Consider the following 15332-nt stretch of genomic DNA (forward strand, 5'->3'; position numbering starts at 1 on the left):
CGCCTCCGGATCAGTGCGATCGCCGCGACGAGCAGGGCGCCGACGACCATGGAGAGCGGGGTGACGTCCGCGAGCGCCCCCGCGGCGGCGCCGGTGGCGCGGCCGAAGACGAGGTCGGCGCCCCGGAGCCCCGAGTTCTCGACGCCCTGGCCCTGAGGGGTGAGCACGGCGAGCCAGTACACGACGGCGACGCCGATCACGGCGAGGACGGCGGTGGTGATCCAGCGGCGGGTGATGCGCTCTCGGGTGGACACGGGGCCTCCTCTCGAGGGTCGGGCGGGCGGTGGTGAGCCGATGATGCCAGCGCAGCCTCCGCGTCCGCTCGGCACGCGCCGGAGGAGCGCCCGATCACGATCCGGGTTCAGCCGCGGAGCAGACGCTCCTGCTCGGCCGCCCGCGCCTCGATCGCCAGATCGGGCTGGTCGGCGAAGACGCCGTCCACTCCCGAGCGGAGGATCATCGCGAACTCCTCCTGCCAGCCGCCGTACTCCGCCGGGTCCTTCCCGCGGCGGTGCACCTTCTCGAGGAACCGGTTCTCGGCGCGCAGCGTCCAGCAGTAGACCTCGAGCCCGGCCGCGTGCGCGTCCTCGACGAGCGGACCGGTCCCCGTCGCCCGGCCGGCCGCGTCCCGCGAGAAGAGCATGCTCTTGTCGACGCTGATCCCGTCGACGGCTCCGGCGAGGTTCCGCAGTCCCGCCGGCGTGGTGAAGGCGGAGTAGGGGGCCGCGTCGGCGCCGTGGGCGGCCACGAGGTCGGGCGGGGCGCCGCGCGACTCGAGCAGGTAGATCCGGCGGGTGCCGACTCCGCTCACCGCGAGCCGCTCCAGCACGGTCTTCTCGAAGCTCTCGATCGTGAGCCGCGGGTCGCGCGGACCCCAGCCCGCGGCGGCGAGCTCCTCGCGCAGCAGCACGTCCAGCGGCAGCCCGATCCCGGCGAAGTACGTCGCGTGCTTGATCTCGGCGACGAGCCCCGGCGGAGCGAGCGGATCGTCCTCCGCCGCCCGGTCCAGCAGCGCCAGCAGCTCGCTGAAGCGCAGCAGCGGGAACTGGCCGTCGAACGTGGCGCTGGAGCTGCGCACCGCCGGCAGCCGCTCGCGGGCCCGCAGCTCCGACAGCTCGTCCCAGGTGAAGTCCTCGGTGAACCAGCCGGTGATCTCGCGGCCGTCGATCCGCTTGGTGGTGCGGCGTGCAGCGAACTCCGGGCGCTTCTCGACGTCCGTCGTGCCGGAGATCTCGTTCTCGTGGCGAAGGACGAGCACGCCGTCGCGGGTCGCCACCAGATCGGGCTCGAGCGCATCGGCGCCCAGCGCGATCGCCAGCTCGTAGGCGGAGCGGGTGTGCTCCGGTCGGTAGCCGCTCGCTCCGCGGTGGCCGATGACGAGCGGTGACTGGCGCGCGGGCATGCCGCGATCCTACGGGCGGCTCTGCACGGCTCGCAGCGGAGTCGAGGTCCGCTCGAAGAGAACAGCCAGACTCTGAGAGGTGCTCTCAGATAAGGTGGTGTCCATCGTCGCAGTCCTCTCGGATCCGCGGCGCACCCCGCACCCACAGCGACTCAGATCCGCGAGTTCCCTCGGAGACCAGCGCACCTGAGAGAAGAGGAACCATGGCAAGCAACAATCCGGCCTTCGGACGCCCGGAGTTCAGCAACCGCGGCTACGCCGGCCGCGTGCAGGACCTCCCGGACGTCTCCCCCGGCACGCTCGACCAGATGTACTCCCGTCCGGCCGCCGGCTCCGTCGAGACCGACCGGATGACCGTCGAGGACACCCTCGCCAAGACCGCCCTCGCCTTCGTCGTGCTCCTCGCGGGTGCGGCCGTCGGCTGGTTCGTCCCGGGCCTGATGCTCCCCGCCGTGCTCGTCGCGCTGGTGCTGGGCATCGTCAACGCCTTCAAGAAGCAGCCGTCGCCCGCCCTGATCCTCGGCTACGCCGCGACCCAGGGCATCGCGGTCGGCGCGATCTCGAAGTTCTTCGAGAGCGCGTACGCCGGAGCGGTCGTCCAGGCCCTCATGGCGACCGTCATCGTGATCGGCGTCACCCTGGCGCTGTTCATGAACGGCAAGATCCGCACCTCGCCGAAGCTCAACAAGATCTTCTTCATCGGCATGATCAGCTACGCGGTGTTCTCGCTGGTGAACCTGGGCCTCGGCCTCTTCGGCGTCGGCGGCGGCTTCGGTCTCCGCACCGGCTTCATCGGCATCGTGATCGGCCTCATCGCCGTCGCGCTCGCCACGTACTCGCTCGTGATGGACTTCGAGTTCATCCAGCAGGGCGTGCGCAACCGCCTCCCCCGCATCTACGGCTGGACCGGCGCCTACGGCATCCTGGTCACCGTCGTCTGGATGTACCTGGAGATCCTGCGCCTCGTCGCGATCTTCCGCGAGTAGCACGGCGCACCACGTCCGACGGGCGCTCGACCTCCGGGTCGGGCGCCCGTCGTCGTTCCCGGCCCCAGCGTCGTTCCCGGTGCACTGCCGGGAGCGCCTGGCACGATGGAGGGATGAGCGCCGCAGACTCCCGGATCGTCGGCCTCGACGTCGCTCGCGGCCTGGCCGTCCTCGGCATGTTCGCCGCCCACCTCGCCCCGGTCGAGAGCGAGATGCTCTGGAACGGCCGCAGCTCCGTCCTCTTCGCCGTGCTGGCGGGAGTGTCGATCGGGCTGATGACGGGCGGATCACAGCGCTCCTCGCGGCCCTGGCACGACACGGGATCGATCCTGCTCCGCGGGCTGTACCTGCTCGTCATCGGCGTCGCCCTCACCCTGCTCGGGACGCCGATCGCGGTGATCCTGCCGCACTACGGGGTGATGTTCCTCGTCGCGGCGCTGCTGCTCTTCCTGCCGCGGGGGGTCCTCGCCGTGCTGGTCGCGGTCGCGGCGATCGCCGGGCCCCTCGCGGTCGACGCGCTGACGAGCGCCGGCGGCTCCTGGCTCTCGACCCTGTCGCCCGACGAGGCGCTCCTGGCCGCGCAGCCCCTCATCTGGCTCACCCAGTACTACCCGGTGCCGTCGTGGCTGGCGTACGTGGTGCTCGGCCTCCTGATCGCGCGCTGCGACGTCCGGTCCGCGACCACCCAGCGCTGGGTCGTCGTCGGCGGCGCCGTCTCGGCCGTGCTCGGCTACGGCGGCGGGCTGCTGCTCGGGGGTCCGGAGGCGGTGGAGGCGCACGCCAGCACCACCGCCGAGCTCCTCGGGGCGGGCGGGGTCGCCTGCGTGGTCCTCGGCGCGCTGACGGCTCTGCTGCAGCGGCTGCCGCTCCTGGCACGGGCGGCGACTCCGATCGCGGCCGTCGGTGCGATGCCGCTGACGATCTACTCGCTGCAGCTCGTGGCGCTGGCGGTGTACCTGGTCCCGTACGAGCCGTTCGACTTCGAGGCGTGGCGCAGCTGGACGCTGCTCGGCGTCTTCGTGGTCGGCTCGATCGTCGCCGCTCTCCTCTGGAGGCGGCTCGTGGGGCAGGGCCCGCTGGAGTGGCTGCTCGCGCGCGCGTCGCTGCGACCTCGGGGACCGCGCGCGGCGCTGGGTTAGGGTGGCCGGATGATCACGCGTCGCGAGGCCGCTCAGCGCCTCGACATCCCCCTCGAGATGGCGACGCGGCACGGCATCCCCACCCGTCTGTCGGAGGAGGAGCTCGCCGCCCTCGAGCAGGATCCGCCCGCCTGGCTCGTCCAGTCGCGCGCGAACCGCACCGGCAGGCGTCCCGTGTGGGTGACCCTCGACTGCGCCGTCTGCGGCCGCTCCGAGGCCGCCCGCCCGAAGAAGTGGTGGCCCGAGTTCACGTTCCTCGTCTGCGAGGACCACTCCCCCGCCTCCTGGCCGCACCACCCCGAGGGCCACCGCCGCGACGAGTACGACGGCATCGGCACCCGCTTCATCGGCGTGCTCGACACCCCCGCCTGACCCGCGCTCGCGCGCCTGCCGCCTTCCGCCTGCGCCCCGGCCCCCGGACCGCCGCGCAGACCCGAGTTCCCCGACCACCCGGCAGGAGCTCGCCTCTCGAGCGGAACCTTTGCAACGTCCCCGCACGGCCTCGTTCCCCTGACCGCCACTCGGTACGCCTCGCCAGGCACCGGTCACCCCTCACCGATCCCCCGGCCGCACCGCGGCCACCCGTTCCCTGAACAGCCACCTGAGCTCGTTCCCCGACCTGCATCCCGGGAACGGCCCCGCAGGGGCTCGTTCCCTCTACCTGCACGCGGGAACGGCCCCGCAGGGGCTCGTTCCCCCACATTCTCCCCTCAACAAGAAACGGCCCCCTCGACGGGAGCCGTTCCTGACGTTCCGCGGGTCTCCGCGCGGTCAGCTGCAAGGCGGAGAAGGGCGCGATACCGGAGGTATCGCAACCGCCGACAACGCCGCAGATGACCGTGCGGAGACCCGCGGAATCATTCCCACTCGATGGTGCCGGGGGGCTTGGACGTCACATCCAGCACCACCCGGTTCACGCCGCTCACCTCGTTGGTGATGCGGTTGGAGATGCGGGCGAGGAGGTCGTAGGGCAGGCGGGTCCAGTCGGCGGTCATCGCGTCTTCCGAGGAGACGGGGCGCAGGACGATGGGGTGGCCGTAGGTGCGGCCGTCGCCCTGGACTCCGACGGAGCGGACGTCGGCGAGGAGGACGACGGGGCACTGCCAGATCTCGGTGTCGAGGCCGGCGGCGGTGAGCTCGGCGCGGACGATGGCGTCGGCGTCCTGGAGGAGGTCGAGCCGCTCCTGGGTGACCTCGCCGACGATGCGGATGCCGAGGCCGGGTCCGGGGAAGGGCTGGCGGCCGACGATGACCTCGGGGAGGCCGAGCTCGCGGCCGATCGCGCGGACCTCGTCCTTGAAGAGAGTGCGGAGCGGCTCGACGAGCGCGAACTGCAGGTCCTCGGGGAGTCCGCCGACGTTGTGGTGGGACTTGATGTTGGCGGTGCCGGTGCCGCCGCCGGATTCGACGACGTCGGGGTAGAGCGTGCCCTGGACGAGGAAGTCGATCGTCTCGCCCTCGCCCTGGGCTTCGAGCACGAGCGCTTCGGCGGCGGCCTCGAAGGTGCGGATGAACTCGCGGCCGATGATCTTGCGCTTCTGCTCCGGGTCGCTGACGCCGGCGAGCGCGTCGAGGAACTGCTCGCGCGCGTCGACGGTGACCAGGCGGACGCCGGTCGCGGCGACGTAGTCCTCCTCGACCTGGCGGCGCTCGTCCTTGCGGAGGAGTCCGTGGTCGACGAAGACGCAGGTGAGCTGGTCGCCGATGGCGCGGTGCACGATCGCAGCGGCGACGGCGGAGTCGACTCCGCCGGACAGGCCGCAGATCACGCGTCCGGTGCCGACCTGCTCGCGGATCACGGCGACCTGGTCGTCGATCACGTTGGAGGAGTTCCAGTCGGCCGGGATGCCCGCGGCACGGTGGAGGAAGTTCTCGATGACGGCCTGGCCGTAGGCGGAGTGCTTGACCTCGGGGTGCCACTGCACGCCGTAGAGGCGGCGCTCGTCGTTGCCGAAGGCCGCGACCGGGGTGGAGCTCGTGGAGGCGAGGACCTCGAAGCCCTCGGGCGCCTGCGCGACCGAGTCGCCGTGGCTCATCCACACCGTCTGGTCGGCGGGCTGCTCGCCGAGGAGCACGCCACCGTCGGTCGAGAGGGCGGCGTCCGTCGCTCCGTACTCGCGCAGCCCCGTGTTGGCGACCTCGCCGCCGAGCGTCTTCGCCATCACCTGGAAGCCGTAGCAGATGCCCAGGACCGGGATCCCGAGGTCGAAGATCGCGGGGTCGAGCTGCGGGGCGCCCTCCTCGTACACGCTGGAGGGGCCGCCCGAGAGGATGATGCCGACGGGCGACTTCGCGGCGATCTCGGCGGCCGTGGCGTCGGAGGGCACGATCTCGGAGTAGACGTTCGCCTCGCGGACCCGGCGGGCGATCAGCTGCGCGTACTGCGCGCCGAAGTCGACGACGAGGACGGGCTGCGCGGCCAGGTGCGGCTGGGGAGCGGTGGGCTGCTCGCTAATGGGGGGCCTCCACGGAGTCGGTCGGGGTCTTCGGGTCGGTACCGGCGGTCCGGCGCTCGAGGTACTGCTCGACCTCGCGGGCGATGCGGGTCTCGACGAAGAAGGAGAGGGTGGGCACCACGCCGCCGAGCGCGATGAGCACGAAGCGCGTGAACGGCCAGCGCATGAGGCTCCACAGGCGGAAGTCGGCGAAGAGGTAGACGACGTAGAACCAGCCGTGCGCGATCAGGATGCCGGTGGACAGGTTCGCGCCGGTGCCGCTCGACGTGAACTCGCCTCCGGGCACCTCGTACATCGGGGCGAAGTGCAGGACGCCCTGCTGGCCGAAGGCGAACAGCTCGAGGTGGAAGACGTACTTGAGGAGCATCTCCGCGCAGAGCAGAAGCAGCATCACGCCGGTGATGATCGAGGTCACCCGGTAGAAGCGCAGCGCGCTCCGGATCGCAGGGAACTGCGCGGGCTTGGGCTCGAGGGGCATGACGACCAGTTTACGGTGCGGGGGCGGGGGCCTCGGCCCGGTCGCCCAGGTCGGCGCGGGCGCGCTCCTCGGCGTCGAGCGCCTCCTCGGCCTCGCGCTCCCACGCGTCCTTGACGAGGCGGAACCAGAGGTAGAGGGCGAAGCCGGCGAAGACGACCCACTCGATCGCGTAGAAGACGTTGAGCCAGTTCAGCGAGACGTCGCTCACGCGCGCCGGGGAGTCGATGGCCCCGAGGCCGGCGACCGGCTCGTCGACGACGACGTAACCCTGGTAGACGTCCTGCGGCGGATCCGGCCAGCGGTTGATCAGCGCGGGGACGGAGAGCGCGGTGAGGGTGGCGGGGTCCAGGCCCTCCGCCGGCGCCTCCGCGGCCTCGTTGGCCACGAGGCGGCCGGTGAAGGAGGAGGGCGCCTGCTCGCTCCCGCTGTTGAGCGCGTCCGCGACGGACTGCGCCTGCGTTTCGTCCTGCGTCCAGCCGTAGGCGAGCACCAGGTCGGCGTCGGCGGTGCGGGTACGGGCGATGACCCACCAGCCCGGCTGCTCGCCGTTCAGGCGGCCGCCGAGGATCTCGGCACCGCCCGGCACGAAGACGGACGAGCCCTCCACGCGCTGTCCGTCGGCGGTCGCCGTGATCGAGCGGGAGGGGGTCGCGACCTCGGCGAGCGGGAGCGTCGTCTCCGACACTCCGGAGTCGGGCGCGGCGGCTTCGACCGCGCGGCCGACCTGCCACTGCCCGAGCGCGGCGAAGAGCCCGGCGATCAGGAGTGCGAGCGCCAGCGCGGCGATCCAGCGCGGGCGCCGGGCCACCTGCCCGACCGTGCTCTGCGTCATTCGTCCCTCGTCCGCCCTCGATCCGTGCGGTGTCCCGCGGGCCGGATCGAGCCTAACCCGTGAGTGTGGGAGCTCCGTGGGATCAGTAGTCGGGCTCCCTCGGGCGGCGGGGCCGGGCGTCGTCGGCGCCGTCGGACTGCTGCATCGCCTGGTCGATGAGCGCCTGGCGCATCGGATCGGGGAACTCGTCGTCGAGCTCGTCCGGCTCCGCGGGGCGCCTCGGAGGAGCGGGAACCTCCTCCGCGGAGACGGCGGGCGCGGCCATCGCCGCCTCCACGAGCGCGAAGTCCTCCTCGTCCATGGCCGTGGCCGCTGCGGGTGCCGGGCGGTGCCGCCGCCGCGAGAGGAACGCGCCGATGCTCTCGGAGCGCGAGGCGAGGATCGGCCCGACGATCGCCATGATCAGCACGTAGAGGCCGGCGAAGGGCTGGATCCGCTCGTCGAGCCCCGCCGAGAGCGAGAGCGTCGCCAGGATGAGCGCGAACTCGCCGCGGTTGTGCAGGATGAACGCCGCGTTCAGGCCCGCGCGCGGTCCGAGCTTGTTGAGCCACGCGACGAATTGCCCCGCGCCGAGGTTCAGGACGATGGTCATCACCGCGGCGATCAGCACCGGGACCACGACGCTCGGGAACGCACCGGGATCCAGCCCGAGACCGAAGTTGACGAAGAAGAAGGCTCCGAACACGTCGCGCAGCGGGATCGCGATGTGCTCGACCCTCGACCGGAACCGCGTCGCTCCGATGACCAGTCCGATCAGGAACGCGCCGATCGCGTCCGTCACTCCGAGGACCTCGCCGATCCCGCCGAACAGGATGGCGAGACCGAAGAACAGGATCGTGAACAGCTCGTCGTCGCGAGTGCGGAAGAAGCGGGAGACGACCTTCCCGCCCCAGCGGGCGATCGCGAACATCACCACGAGGAACGCGAACGCGATGACGAGCTTGAGCACCACCGGCCACGGCTCCGTCTCGCCCGAGAGCACCACGGACACGATCGCCAGGTAGACCGCGATGAAGATGTCCTCGACGACCGTGACGCCCAGGATCATCGGCGTCTCGGGGTTCGCCAGGCGCTTGAGCTCGATCAGCAGCTTGGTGACGATCGCGCTCGAGCTCGTCGCCGTGATGCCGGCGATGATCAGCGCCTCGCGGCTCCCCCAGCCCAGCGCGAAGCCGAAGCCGAGGCCGACGGCCATGTTGACCGCGATGTAGGAGCCGCCGGAGAGGATCAGACGGCCGGCGTTCCCGAAGAACTCGTCCTGGTCGAACTCCAGGCCGAGATTGAACAGCAGCAGGATCAGCCCGAAGACCGCGGTCAGCTCGATGTAGCTCGACTCGAAGTCGAGTGGGAAGAGGTGGAAGTTCGGGCTCGCGAGGAGCCCGACGACCATGTAGATCGGGATGGCCGGGAGCCCGATCGTCCTCCCCAGCCGGCCGAGGACGTAGGCGACGACGAACAGGACGCCGAGGACGATGAGGTCTTCGCCGTGGTGCATCCTCAGGCTCCGGGCGGGGCATCGACCGTCTTGGCGAAGCTGCCGGTGCGGAAGAACGCGAACGCCTTGGCGACCTTCTCGGGGCTGCCGGCGACCACGAGGGTGTCGCCGGGGAAGACGCGGAAGTCGGGGGCCGGCGCCGGATTGGCGGCGTCGCCCCGGACCACGGCGACGACGGTCAGCCCGACGATCCCGCGGTCGGCGGGCTTGCCGAGCTGCTGTCCGGCGATGTGGTCGTCGTAGTCGACGGTGAACCAGTCGATCGAGAGGCCCGGGATCTGGTCGAGCGCGGTCAGCGACTCCGTGATCTGCGTGCCGCCGAGGAGCTCGGCGAGGGTGTGCGCCTCGTCGTCGCTCAGGCGGAGCGACACCTTGGCGCCGTCCTGGTCGCCCTCGGCGAACGTGATCAGGTCGCTGTGGCCGGAGCGGTGGGCGATGACGCCGACCTTGCCGCCGTCGGCCGTCAGGAACGTGTGCAGAACGCCGACACCGGGCAGTTTGACCCTGCGGACCTCGACCATGCGTGCTCCCTCCGCGCCGTGCGGCGCTCCCACTCGGGACTTCCAGCTTAGGCGCGTGCGGAGCCCTCCTGCCGAGGGAACCCCGACCCGTCGAGGGATCCCGCGGTTCCCGGCCGGCTCGGCGGTCCTGCGTTCCCTCGCTGCCCACAGGTGGTGGGGGGGAGTCTCCACAGGAGGAGCGGAGGGAGGGAAAGGGGGGCGGAAGCGTGCAGTGGGGATCTGTCGAGACGGGGCGTGCCGCCGGTCGGACGAGTCCGTGCGGCTGCGCCGCGGTACGCGCGGGCCGGCGAGTGGGCGAGGGCCTCCGCGGACGAGCGGCAGCGGGCGCGGATCGACGCCGTGGCCGCGACCTGGAGCGCGCCCTTCGTCCTCCGCGAGTCGGCGGCGGCGGTCCGGGACCCCCCTGGTCGAGCCGCTCGCGGAGACCGTGCATGTCGAGGGGCGACGGACCTGGGCAGCCGGAGGTGGAACGGCGTCGCGGAGCGCGCGTCCGCCCCCACCCGCACTGATCGACGGACGCGCCGTCTCGGATCTGGCGCAGACCGCCGTCGATCCGAATCGCCCCGGCGTTCCTCCGGGACCGCTCGCCCGAGCACGTGCTTCTCGCCCAGAAGCGCCGGGAAGACCGGATCCGCGCGCGCGGGTGCGCAGTGTCGTCCGCCGGGCTGGCGCGAGGGCTACGACGCCAGCACGTCCGGCCGGCCCGCGCCGGCGTCCGCCGCGTCCAGGGACCCCCGGGCCGTCGAGGGAGCCCGCTGTTCGCGGTGGCCTCGACGGTCAGGATCGCCTCGGTCGGTGAGCGTCAGCTGGGCTGGTACGGCGCGACGACGACCTCGACCCGCTGGAACTCCTTGAGGTCGGAGTAGCCGGTCGTCGCCATCGAGCGGCGCAGGGCGCCGATGAGGTTCGCCGTGCCGTCGGCGCCGGTCGCCGGGCCGTAGAGGACCTGCTCGAGGGTGCCGACGGTGCCGACCTCGACGCGGCGGCCTCGCGGCAGCTGCGGGTGGTGCGCCTCCGCGCCCCAGTGCCAGCCGCCGCCCGGAGCGTCGGTCGCGCGCGCCAGCGCCGAGCCGAGCATCACGGCGTCCGCGCCCACCGCGACGGCCTTCACGATGTCGCCGGAGGTGCCGAGGCCGCCGTCCGCGATGACGTGCACGTAGCGTCCGCCCGACTCGTCGAGGTAGTCGCGGCGAGCGCCGGCGACATCGGCGACCGCGGTCGCCATCGGAGCCTGGATGCCGAGCGTCGTGCGGGTGGTGGAGGCGGCACCGCCGCCGAACCCGACGAGGACGCCCGCGGCGCCCGTGCGCATGAGGTGCAGGGCCGCGGTGTAGGTGGAGGCGCCGCCGACGATGACGGGCACGTCGAGCTCGTAGATGAACTTCTTGAGGTTCAGCGGCTCGGTATCGCGCGAGACGTGCTCGGCCGAGACGGTCGTGCCGCGGATGACGAACACGTCGACCCCGGCGTCGACGACGGTCTGGTACAGCTCCGCGGTCCGCTGGGGCGACAGGGCCCCGGCGACGGTCACGCCCGCGGCGCGGATCTCGGCCAGGCGCGCGGTCACCAGCTCGGGGCGGATCGGAGCGGAGTAGATCTCCTGCATCCGCTGCGTCGCGGTCTCGGCCGGAAGCCGGCGGATCTCCTCGAGCAGCGGCTCCGGGTCCTCGTACCGCGTCCACAGACCCTCGAGGTCGAGGACGCCCAGCGCCCCCAGATGCCCGAGCCGGATCGCCGTCGCCGGCGACACCACCGAGTCCATCGGCGCGGCGAGGATCGGCGTCGCGAACTGGTACGCGTCGATCGACCACTTCACCGACACGACCTCGGGGTCGCGCGTCCGGCGGCTCGGGACGACGGCGATGTCGTCGAAGGCGTACGCGCGGCGGGCGCGCTTGGCGCGCCCGATCTCGATCTCCATGACGCTGAGTTTACTGTGGCTCGCTCCTCGCTCCGCTCGTCGCTCGCCCGCGGTCGGCCCGAGCGGATGGTCGCGGTCCGCGGAGCGGGTCGCGTCCGCGCTACGACGATCCGCTCGCACGCGGATCGCCGGTTACCGCTGAGCGGCGTCAGCCGTGGCTCGCTCCTCGCTCGGCTCGCCGCTCGCCGCTCGCCCGCGGTCGGCCCGAGCGGGCGGTCGCGTTCCGCAGAGCGTCCCGCGTCCGCGCTACGCCGATCCGCTCGCACGCGGACCGCCGCTCACCGCTGAGCGGTGTCAGCTGTGGCTCGCTCCTCGCTCCGCTCGCCGCTCGCCCGCGGTCGGCCCGAACCGGCGATCGCGTTCCGCGGAGCGTCCTGCGTCCGCGCTTCAACGATCCGCTGGAACGCGGATCGCCGGTCACCGCTCCCACCGGGCTCCGCACCAGGCCGCGATCGACGCGAGCGGGCGCACACCACCAGCAGGTAGAGCCAGCGCGGCCGCCACCACGATTCGCTGCAACGAGGGAAGCCCGTCCCCACTCCGTCGCGCTCGCGCACGGTGCACAACCACTCCCCCGCATTAACAAAGGCGGAAGCCCTCCCCCCGCAGTCGCGGCGGCGCCCCGCGCCGCTCGCGCTGCGTCCCCCGCCCCTCAGCCGAGAATCGGTGCTCGTCTCCCGGAGGGAGGCGGCGGATCGGGATCGCGGCCCCTCCGGCGTGGTGGGCGTATGGGCCGCAGGCCCATCGGGCAGAGGGGCCGCGATCCCGATCCGCCGCCGGCCCCCACCAGACCCCTCAGCGCCGGTAGTTCGGCGCCTCCACCACCATCTGCACATCGTGCGGGTGCGACTCCTTCAGCCCGGCCGCCGTGATGCGCACGAACTTCCCGCGCTCCTTCAGCTCGGGGATGGTGCGCGCTCCGACGTAGAACATCGACTGGCGGAGCCCGCCGGCGAGCTGGTACGCCACGTTCGCGAGCGGGCCGCGATAGGGCACCTGGCCCTCGATGCCCTCGGCGATCAGCTTGTCGTCGGTGGGCACGTCGGACTGGAAGTAGCGGTCCTTCGAGTAGGAGGTCCGCTCGCCGCGGGTCTGCAGGGCGCCGAGGGAGCCCATGCCGCGGTAGGTCTTGAACTGCTTGCCGTTCTGGAACACGAGGTCGCCGGGGCTCTCCTCGCAGCCCGCGAGGAGAGAGCCGAGCATCACGGTGTCGGCGCCGGCGACGAGCGCCTTGGCGATGTCGCCGGAGTACTGGAGGCCGCCGTCGGCGATGACGGGGACGCCGGACTCGCGCGCGGCGAGGGACGCCTCGTAGACCGCGGTGACCTGCGGGACTCCGACGCCGGCGACGACGCGGGTGGTGCAGATCGAGCCGGGGCCGACGCCGACCTTGATGGCGTCGGCGCCCGCGTCGACGAGGGCCTGCGCCCCGGAGCGGGTCGCGACGTTGCCGCCGATGACGTCGACGCCGGCGAACGCGGAGTCGGACTTCAGGCGGCGGATGATGTCGAGCACGCCGGCGGAGTCGCCGTTGGCGGTGTCGACGACGATCACGTCGACGCCCGCGTCGAGCAGGGCGGTGGCGCGCTGCCAGGCGTCGCCGAAGAAGCCGATCGCGGCGCCGACCCGGAGGCGGCCCTCGTCGTCCTTCGTGGCGTTGGGGTACTGCTCCGACTTGTCGAAGTCCTTGACCGTGATGAGGCCGGCGAGCTTGCCCTGCGCGTCGACGAGCGGCAGCTTCTCGATCTTGTGCTGCGCGAAGAGGGCGATGACCTCGCTGTCGGGGATGCCGACGCGGCCCGTGATCAGGCCGGTGCTGGTCATCACGTCGCGGACGAGCGTGGTCGCCTTCTCGAACGGCGAGACGAAGCGCATGTCGCGGTTGGTGATGATGCCCACGAGCACGCCGGTGGAGTCGACGACGGGGAGGCCGCTGATCCGGTACTGGCCGCAGAGGTCGTCGACCTGGGCGACGGTGGCGTCCGGGGTGGTGGTGACGGGGTTCGAGACCATGCCCGACTCGCTCCGCTTCACCCGGTCGACCTGGTCGGCCTGGTCGGCGATGGAGAGGTTGCGGTGCAGGACGCCGAGGCCGCCCTGGCGGGCCATCGCGATCGCCATGCGCGCCTCGGTGACGGTGTCCATCGCCGCGGAGAGCAGCGGGGTCGCCACGCTGATGCGCTTGGTGAGACGGGAGGCCGTGTCGGCCTCGCTCGGGATGACGTCGGTGTGCCCCGGGAGGAGCATGACGTCGTCGTAGGTGAGTCCGAGGAATCCGAAGGGATCCGGCTGGTCCATCAATGCCCCTTAGCAGGTCGAGTGCGGGAGCCCGGAGAGGACGGGAGGAGTCCGCTCACGAGCGCCACGGTTGTTCGATCTTAAGCGCCGGGAGGCTCGCGGTATTCCTCGACGGCGCGGCCGCCGGGCCGCGGATGGGCGCTGGAGCGCTCTCCTCTCCCTCATAATGTCGTCACGCGTAAGTGCGGACGGTGAAACACCGCCGACACATGCGGAACGTATGGTCAACCAACGTTGTTTGACGACGGCGATTCGGGCGTGCCCGGAGACCCCATCCGTCTGTGCACCCTGACGAGAGGTAGACGTCTTGCTCACAGCCAGCCGTTCGATGCGCCGCCAGCGCTCGACGACCCTGCATCCGACGGACCGGGAGGCGCCCCGTGGATAGGAGACGCCCGAGGCTCCGAGACCGGCTCCTGTCCCTGGGTCTGCTCGCCGCGACCCTCACCGGGATCGCCGCGGCGGCCCCCGCCGCACTCGCCGCCACCACCGCCGACCAGTCGATCATCGCCTGGGTCCGCGTGCAGGGGACGAACGAGAACCTGACGGGGGTGACCGTCGAGATCGGCGGCGACGCCTCCGCGACCGTGACCACCGGCGAGGACGGCCGGGCCACGTTCCCCCTCGACGCCGCGGGCACCTACACGGTGACCGTCGACGAGGAGTCCCTGCCCGCCGACAAGGGCTACCCCGCCGCAGGTCAGAACCCGAAGCAGGTGAAGATCGTCGCCTCGCAGAACCAGATCGTGAACTTCATCGTCTCGACGGCCAACCCGAAGGGCTCCGGAGCGACCGTCCCGGTCCCGACGGACTCCGCGGCTCCGACGAGCCCCGCGACCGAGGGCACGACCGGCAACGACGCGACGAACCCCGACGGGACGTCCAACGCGGTGAACCAGCCGGTGTCGGCCGACACGTTCTGGATCATCTTCTGGCCGAAGGTCGTCACCGGCCTGATCTTCGGGCTCCTGATCGCCCTCGCGGCGATCGGCGCCTCGCTGATCTACGGCGTGACCGGCCTGAACAACTTCGCCCACGGCGAGCTGGTCACCTTCGGGGCGCTGATGGCGTACCTCTTCTCCGGGGTCTTCGGACTCCCGGCGCTGCTGGCCATCCCGATCGCGGTGATCCTCGGCGGGGCCTTCGGCTTCGTCCAGGACGGGCTGCTCTGGAAGCCGCTGCGGAAGAAGGGCATCCAGCTCATCCCGCTGATGATCGTGACGATCGGCCTCTCGCTGGCCCTGCGCTACGTGTTCGTCTTCTTCTTCGGAGCCGACCGCCTCTCGCTCCCCAACAGCACCGCTCCGTTCTTCACGGTGCCGGAGCTCGGGATCAGCCTGAAGTTCACCGACATCGTCGGCGCCGTCGTCGGCGTCGTCTGCATCGTCGCCGTGGCCTACGTCCTCACGAAGACGAAGATCGGCAAGGCGATGCGGGCGGTCTCGGACAACCGGGCCCTCGCCTCCGCCTCGGGCATCAACGTCGAGCGCGTCATCCGCGTCGTCTGGGTGATGTCGGGCGCTCTCGCCGCGCTGGCGGGCGTCTACATCGGCTACTACCAGTCGCTGCGCTGGGACACGGGAGCGTCGATCCTGCTGCTGATCTTCGCGGCGATCACGCTCGGCGGACTCGGCTCCGCCTACGGCGCGCTGGTCGGCTCGCTCATCATCGGACTGATGATGAACATCTCGACGATCTGGATCCCGGAGAATCTCAAGTACGTGGCTCCGCTCGTTCTCATGATCATCATCCTCCTGGTCAGGCCGCAGGGAATCCTGGGCCGCAAGGAACGGATCGGCTAGGA

The 15332-nt window shown here is 71.6% G+C and carries 13 protein-coding genes; 4 read left to right on the forward strand and 9 right to left on the reverse strand.

The window, feature by feature from the left end:
* Both C5C37_RS14855 and C5C37_RS14860 read right to left on the reverse strand, forming a co-directional pair.
* Positions 1–254: hypothetical protein (locus tag C5C37_RS14855; RefSeq protein ID WP_219814495.1), on the reverse strand; the 254-nt coding region annotated here is incomplete at its 3' end.
* A 107-nt stretch (positions 255–361) separates the two neighbouring features.
* The gene (locus tag C5C37_RS14860) at positions 362–1402 is read right to left on the reverse strand and encodes a glycerophosphodiester phosphodiesterase family protein (protein WP_104224742.1); all 1041 of its coding nucleotides are present in this window, start codon (positions 1400–1402) and stop codon (positions 362–364) included.
* Positions 1403–1605: 203 nt separating this feature from the next.
* Here C5C37_RS14860 and C5C37_RS14865 point away from each other — a divergent pair, with 203 nt between their 5' ends.
* The 3 genes from C5C37_RS14865 (at position 1606) to C5C37_RS14875 (ending at position 3899) form a co-directional block, all read left to right on the forward strand.
* A complete protein-coding gene (locus C5C37_RS14865) occupies positions 1606–2388 on the forward strand; it encodes a Bax inhibitor-1/YccA family protein (protein WP_104224741.1) in 783 nt (260 codons plus the stop codon).
* 113 nt (positions 2389–2501) lie between these two features.
* Positions 2502–3527 (forward strand): DUF418 domain-containing protein, encoded by a 1026-nt coding sequence (locus tag C5C37_RS14870; protein ID WP_104288767.1) that lies wholly within the window; start codon positions 2502–2504, stop codon positions 3525–3527.
* Between the two features lie 9 nt (positions 3528–3536).
* A complete protein-coding gene (locus C5C37_RS14875) occupies positions 3537–3899 on the forward strand; it encodes a DUF5997 family protein (protein WP_104224739.1) in 363 nt (120 codons plus the stop codon).
* 485 nt (positions 3900–4384) lie between these two features.
* On the opposite strand, the gene guaA is transcribed toward C5C37_RS14875, so the two are convergent.
* The 7 genes from guaA to guaB all read right to left on the reverse strand — a co-directional run bounded on the left by guaA (position 4385) and on the right by guaB (position 13528).
* Positions 4385–5950, reverse strand: coding sequence for a glutamine-hydrolyzing GMP synthase (guaA, locus tag C5C37_RS14880; protein ID WP_104269419.1), 1566 nt, complete (start codon positions 5948–5950; stop codon positions 4385–4387).
* 28 nt (positions 5951–5978) lie between these two features.
* On the reverse strand, positions 5979–6461 hold the full coding sequence (locus tag C5C37_RS14885) for a DUF3817 domain-containing protein (RefSeq protein WP_104234169.1): 483 nt from the start codon (positions 6459–6461) through the stop codon (positions 5979–5981).
* A gap of 10 nt (positions 6462–6471) precedes the next feature.
* Positions 6472–7293 carry an SURF1 family cytochrome oxidase biogenesis protein gene (locus C5C37_RS14890; RefSeq protein ID WP_104238461.1) on the reverse strand — a complete coding sequence of 274 codons (822 nt, stop codon included), beginning with the start codon at positions 7291–7293 and terminating at the stop codon, positions 6472–6474.
* Between the two features lie 82 nt (positions 7294–7375).
* Entirely contained in the window at positions 7376–8788 is a 1413-nt protein-coding gene (locus C5C37_RS14895) for a cation:proton antiporter (protein ID WP_104224735.1), read from the reverse strand.
* Between the two features lie 2 nt (positions 8789–8790).
* A complete protein-coding gene (locus tag C5C37_RS14900; RefSeq protein WP_068256939.1) occupies positions 8791–9309 on the reverse strand; it encodes a cation:proton antiporter regulatory subunit in 519 nt (172 codons plus the stop codon).
* A gap of 802 nt (positions 9310–10111) precedes the next feature.
* Positions 10112–11230: a GuaB3 family IMP dehydrogenase-related protein gene (locus tag C5C37_RS14905; protein ID WP_104224734.1), complete on the reverse strand. Its 1119-nt coding sequence runs from the start codon at positions 11228–11230 to the stop codon at positions 10112–10114.
* 795 nt (positions 11231–12025) lie between these two features.
* Entirely contained in the window at positions 12026–13528 is a 1503-nt protein-coding gene (gene guaB / locus C5C37_RS14910) for an IMP dehydrogenase (RefSeq protein WP_104224733.1), read from the reverse strand.
* A 380-nt stretch (positions 13529–13908) separates the two neighbouring features.
* On the opposite strand from guaB, the gene C5C37_RS14915 reads away from it, so the two are divergent.
* Positions 13909–15330 (forward strand): branched-chain amino acid ABC transporter permease, encoded by a 1422-nt coding sequence (locus tag C5C37_RS14915; protein ID WP_104269416.1) that lies wholly within the window; start codon positions 13909–13911, stop codon positions 15328–15330.
* The last annotated feature ends 2 nt before the right edge of the window (positions 15331–15332 follow it).

The organism is Rathayibacter sp. AY1F9 (assembly GCF_002932155.1).
GTDB lineage: Bacteria > Actinomycetota > Actinomycetes > Actinomycetales > Microbacteriaceae > Rathayibacter.

What these genes read in the sequence shown, in the direction of transcription:
- C5C37_RS14870 (WP_104288767.1), top strand. Translation starts at nt 2,502, where the DNA reads ATGAGCGCCGCAGACTCCCGGATCGTCGGCCTCGACGTCGCTCGCGGC.
- guaB (WP_104224733.1), bottom strand. Translation starts at nt 13,528, where the DNA reads ATGGACCAGCCGGATCCCTTCGGATTCCTCGGACTCACCTACGACGAC.
- C5C37_RS14885 (WP_104234169.1), bottom strand. Translation starts at nt 6,461, where the DNA reads ATGCCCCTCGAGCCCAAGCCCGCGCAGTTCCCTGCGATCCGGAGCGCG.
- C5C37_RS14905 (WP_104224734.1), bottom strand. Translation starts at nt 11,230, where the DNA reads ATGGAGATCGAGATCGGGCGCGCCAAGCGCGCCCGCCGCGCGTACGCC.
- C5C37_RS14860 (WP_104224742.1), bottom strand. Translation starts at nt 1,402, where the DNA reads ATGCCCGCGCGCCAGTCACCGCTCGTCATCGGCCACCGCGGAGCGAGC.
- C5C37_RS14890 (WP_104238461.1), bottom strand. Translation starts at nt 7,293, where the DNA reads ATGACGCAGAGCACGGTCGGGCAGGTGGCCCGGCGCCCGCGCTGGATC.
- C5C37_RS14895 (WP_104224735.1), bottom strand. Translation starts at nt 8,788, where the DNA reads ATGCACCACGGCGAAGACCTCATCGTCCTCGGCGTCCTGTTCGTCGTC.
- C5C37_RS14875 (WP_104224739.1), top strand. Translation starts at nt 3,537, where the DNA reads ATGATCACGCGTCGCGAGGCCGCTCAGCGCCTCGACATCCCCCTCGAG.
- C5C37_RS14865 (WP_104224741.1), top strand. Translation starts at nt 1,606, where the DNA reads ATGGCAAGCAACAATCCGGCCTTCGGACGCCCGGAGTTCAGCAACCGC.
- C5C37_RS14900 (WP_068256939.1), bottom strand. Translation starts at nt 9,309, where the DNA reads ATGGTCGAGGTCCGCAGGGTCAAACTGCCCGGTGTCGGCGTTCTGCAC.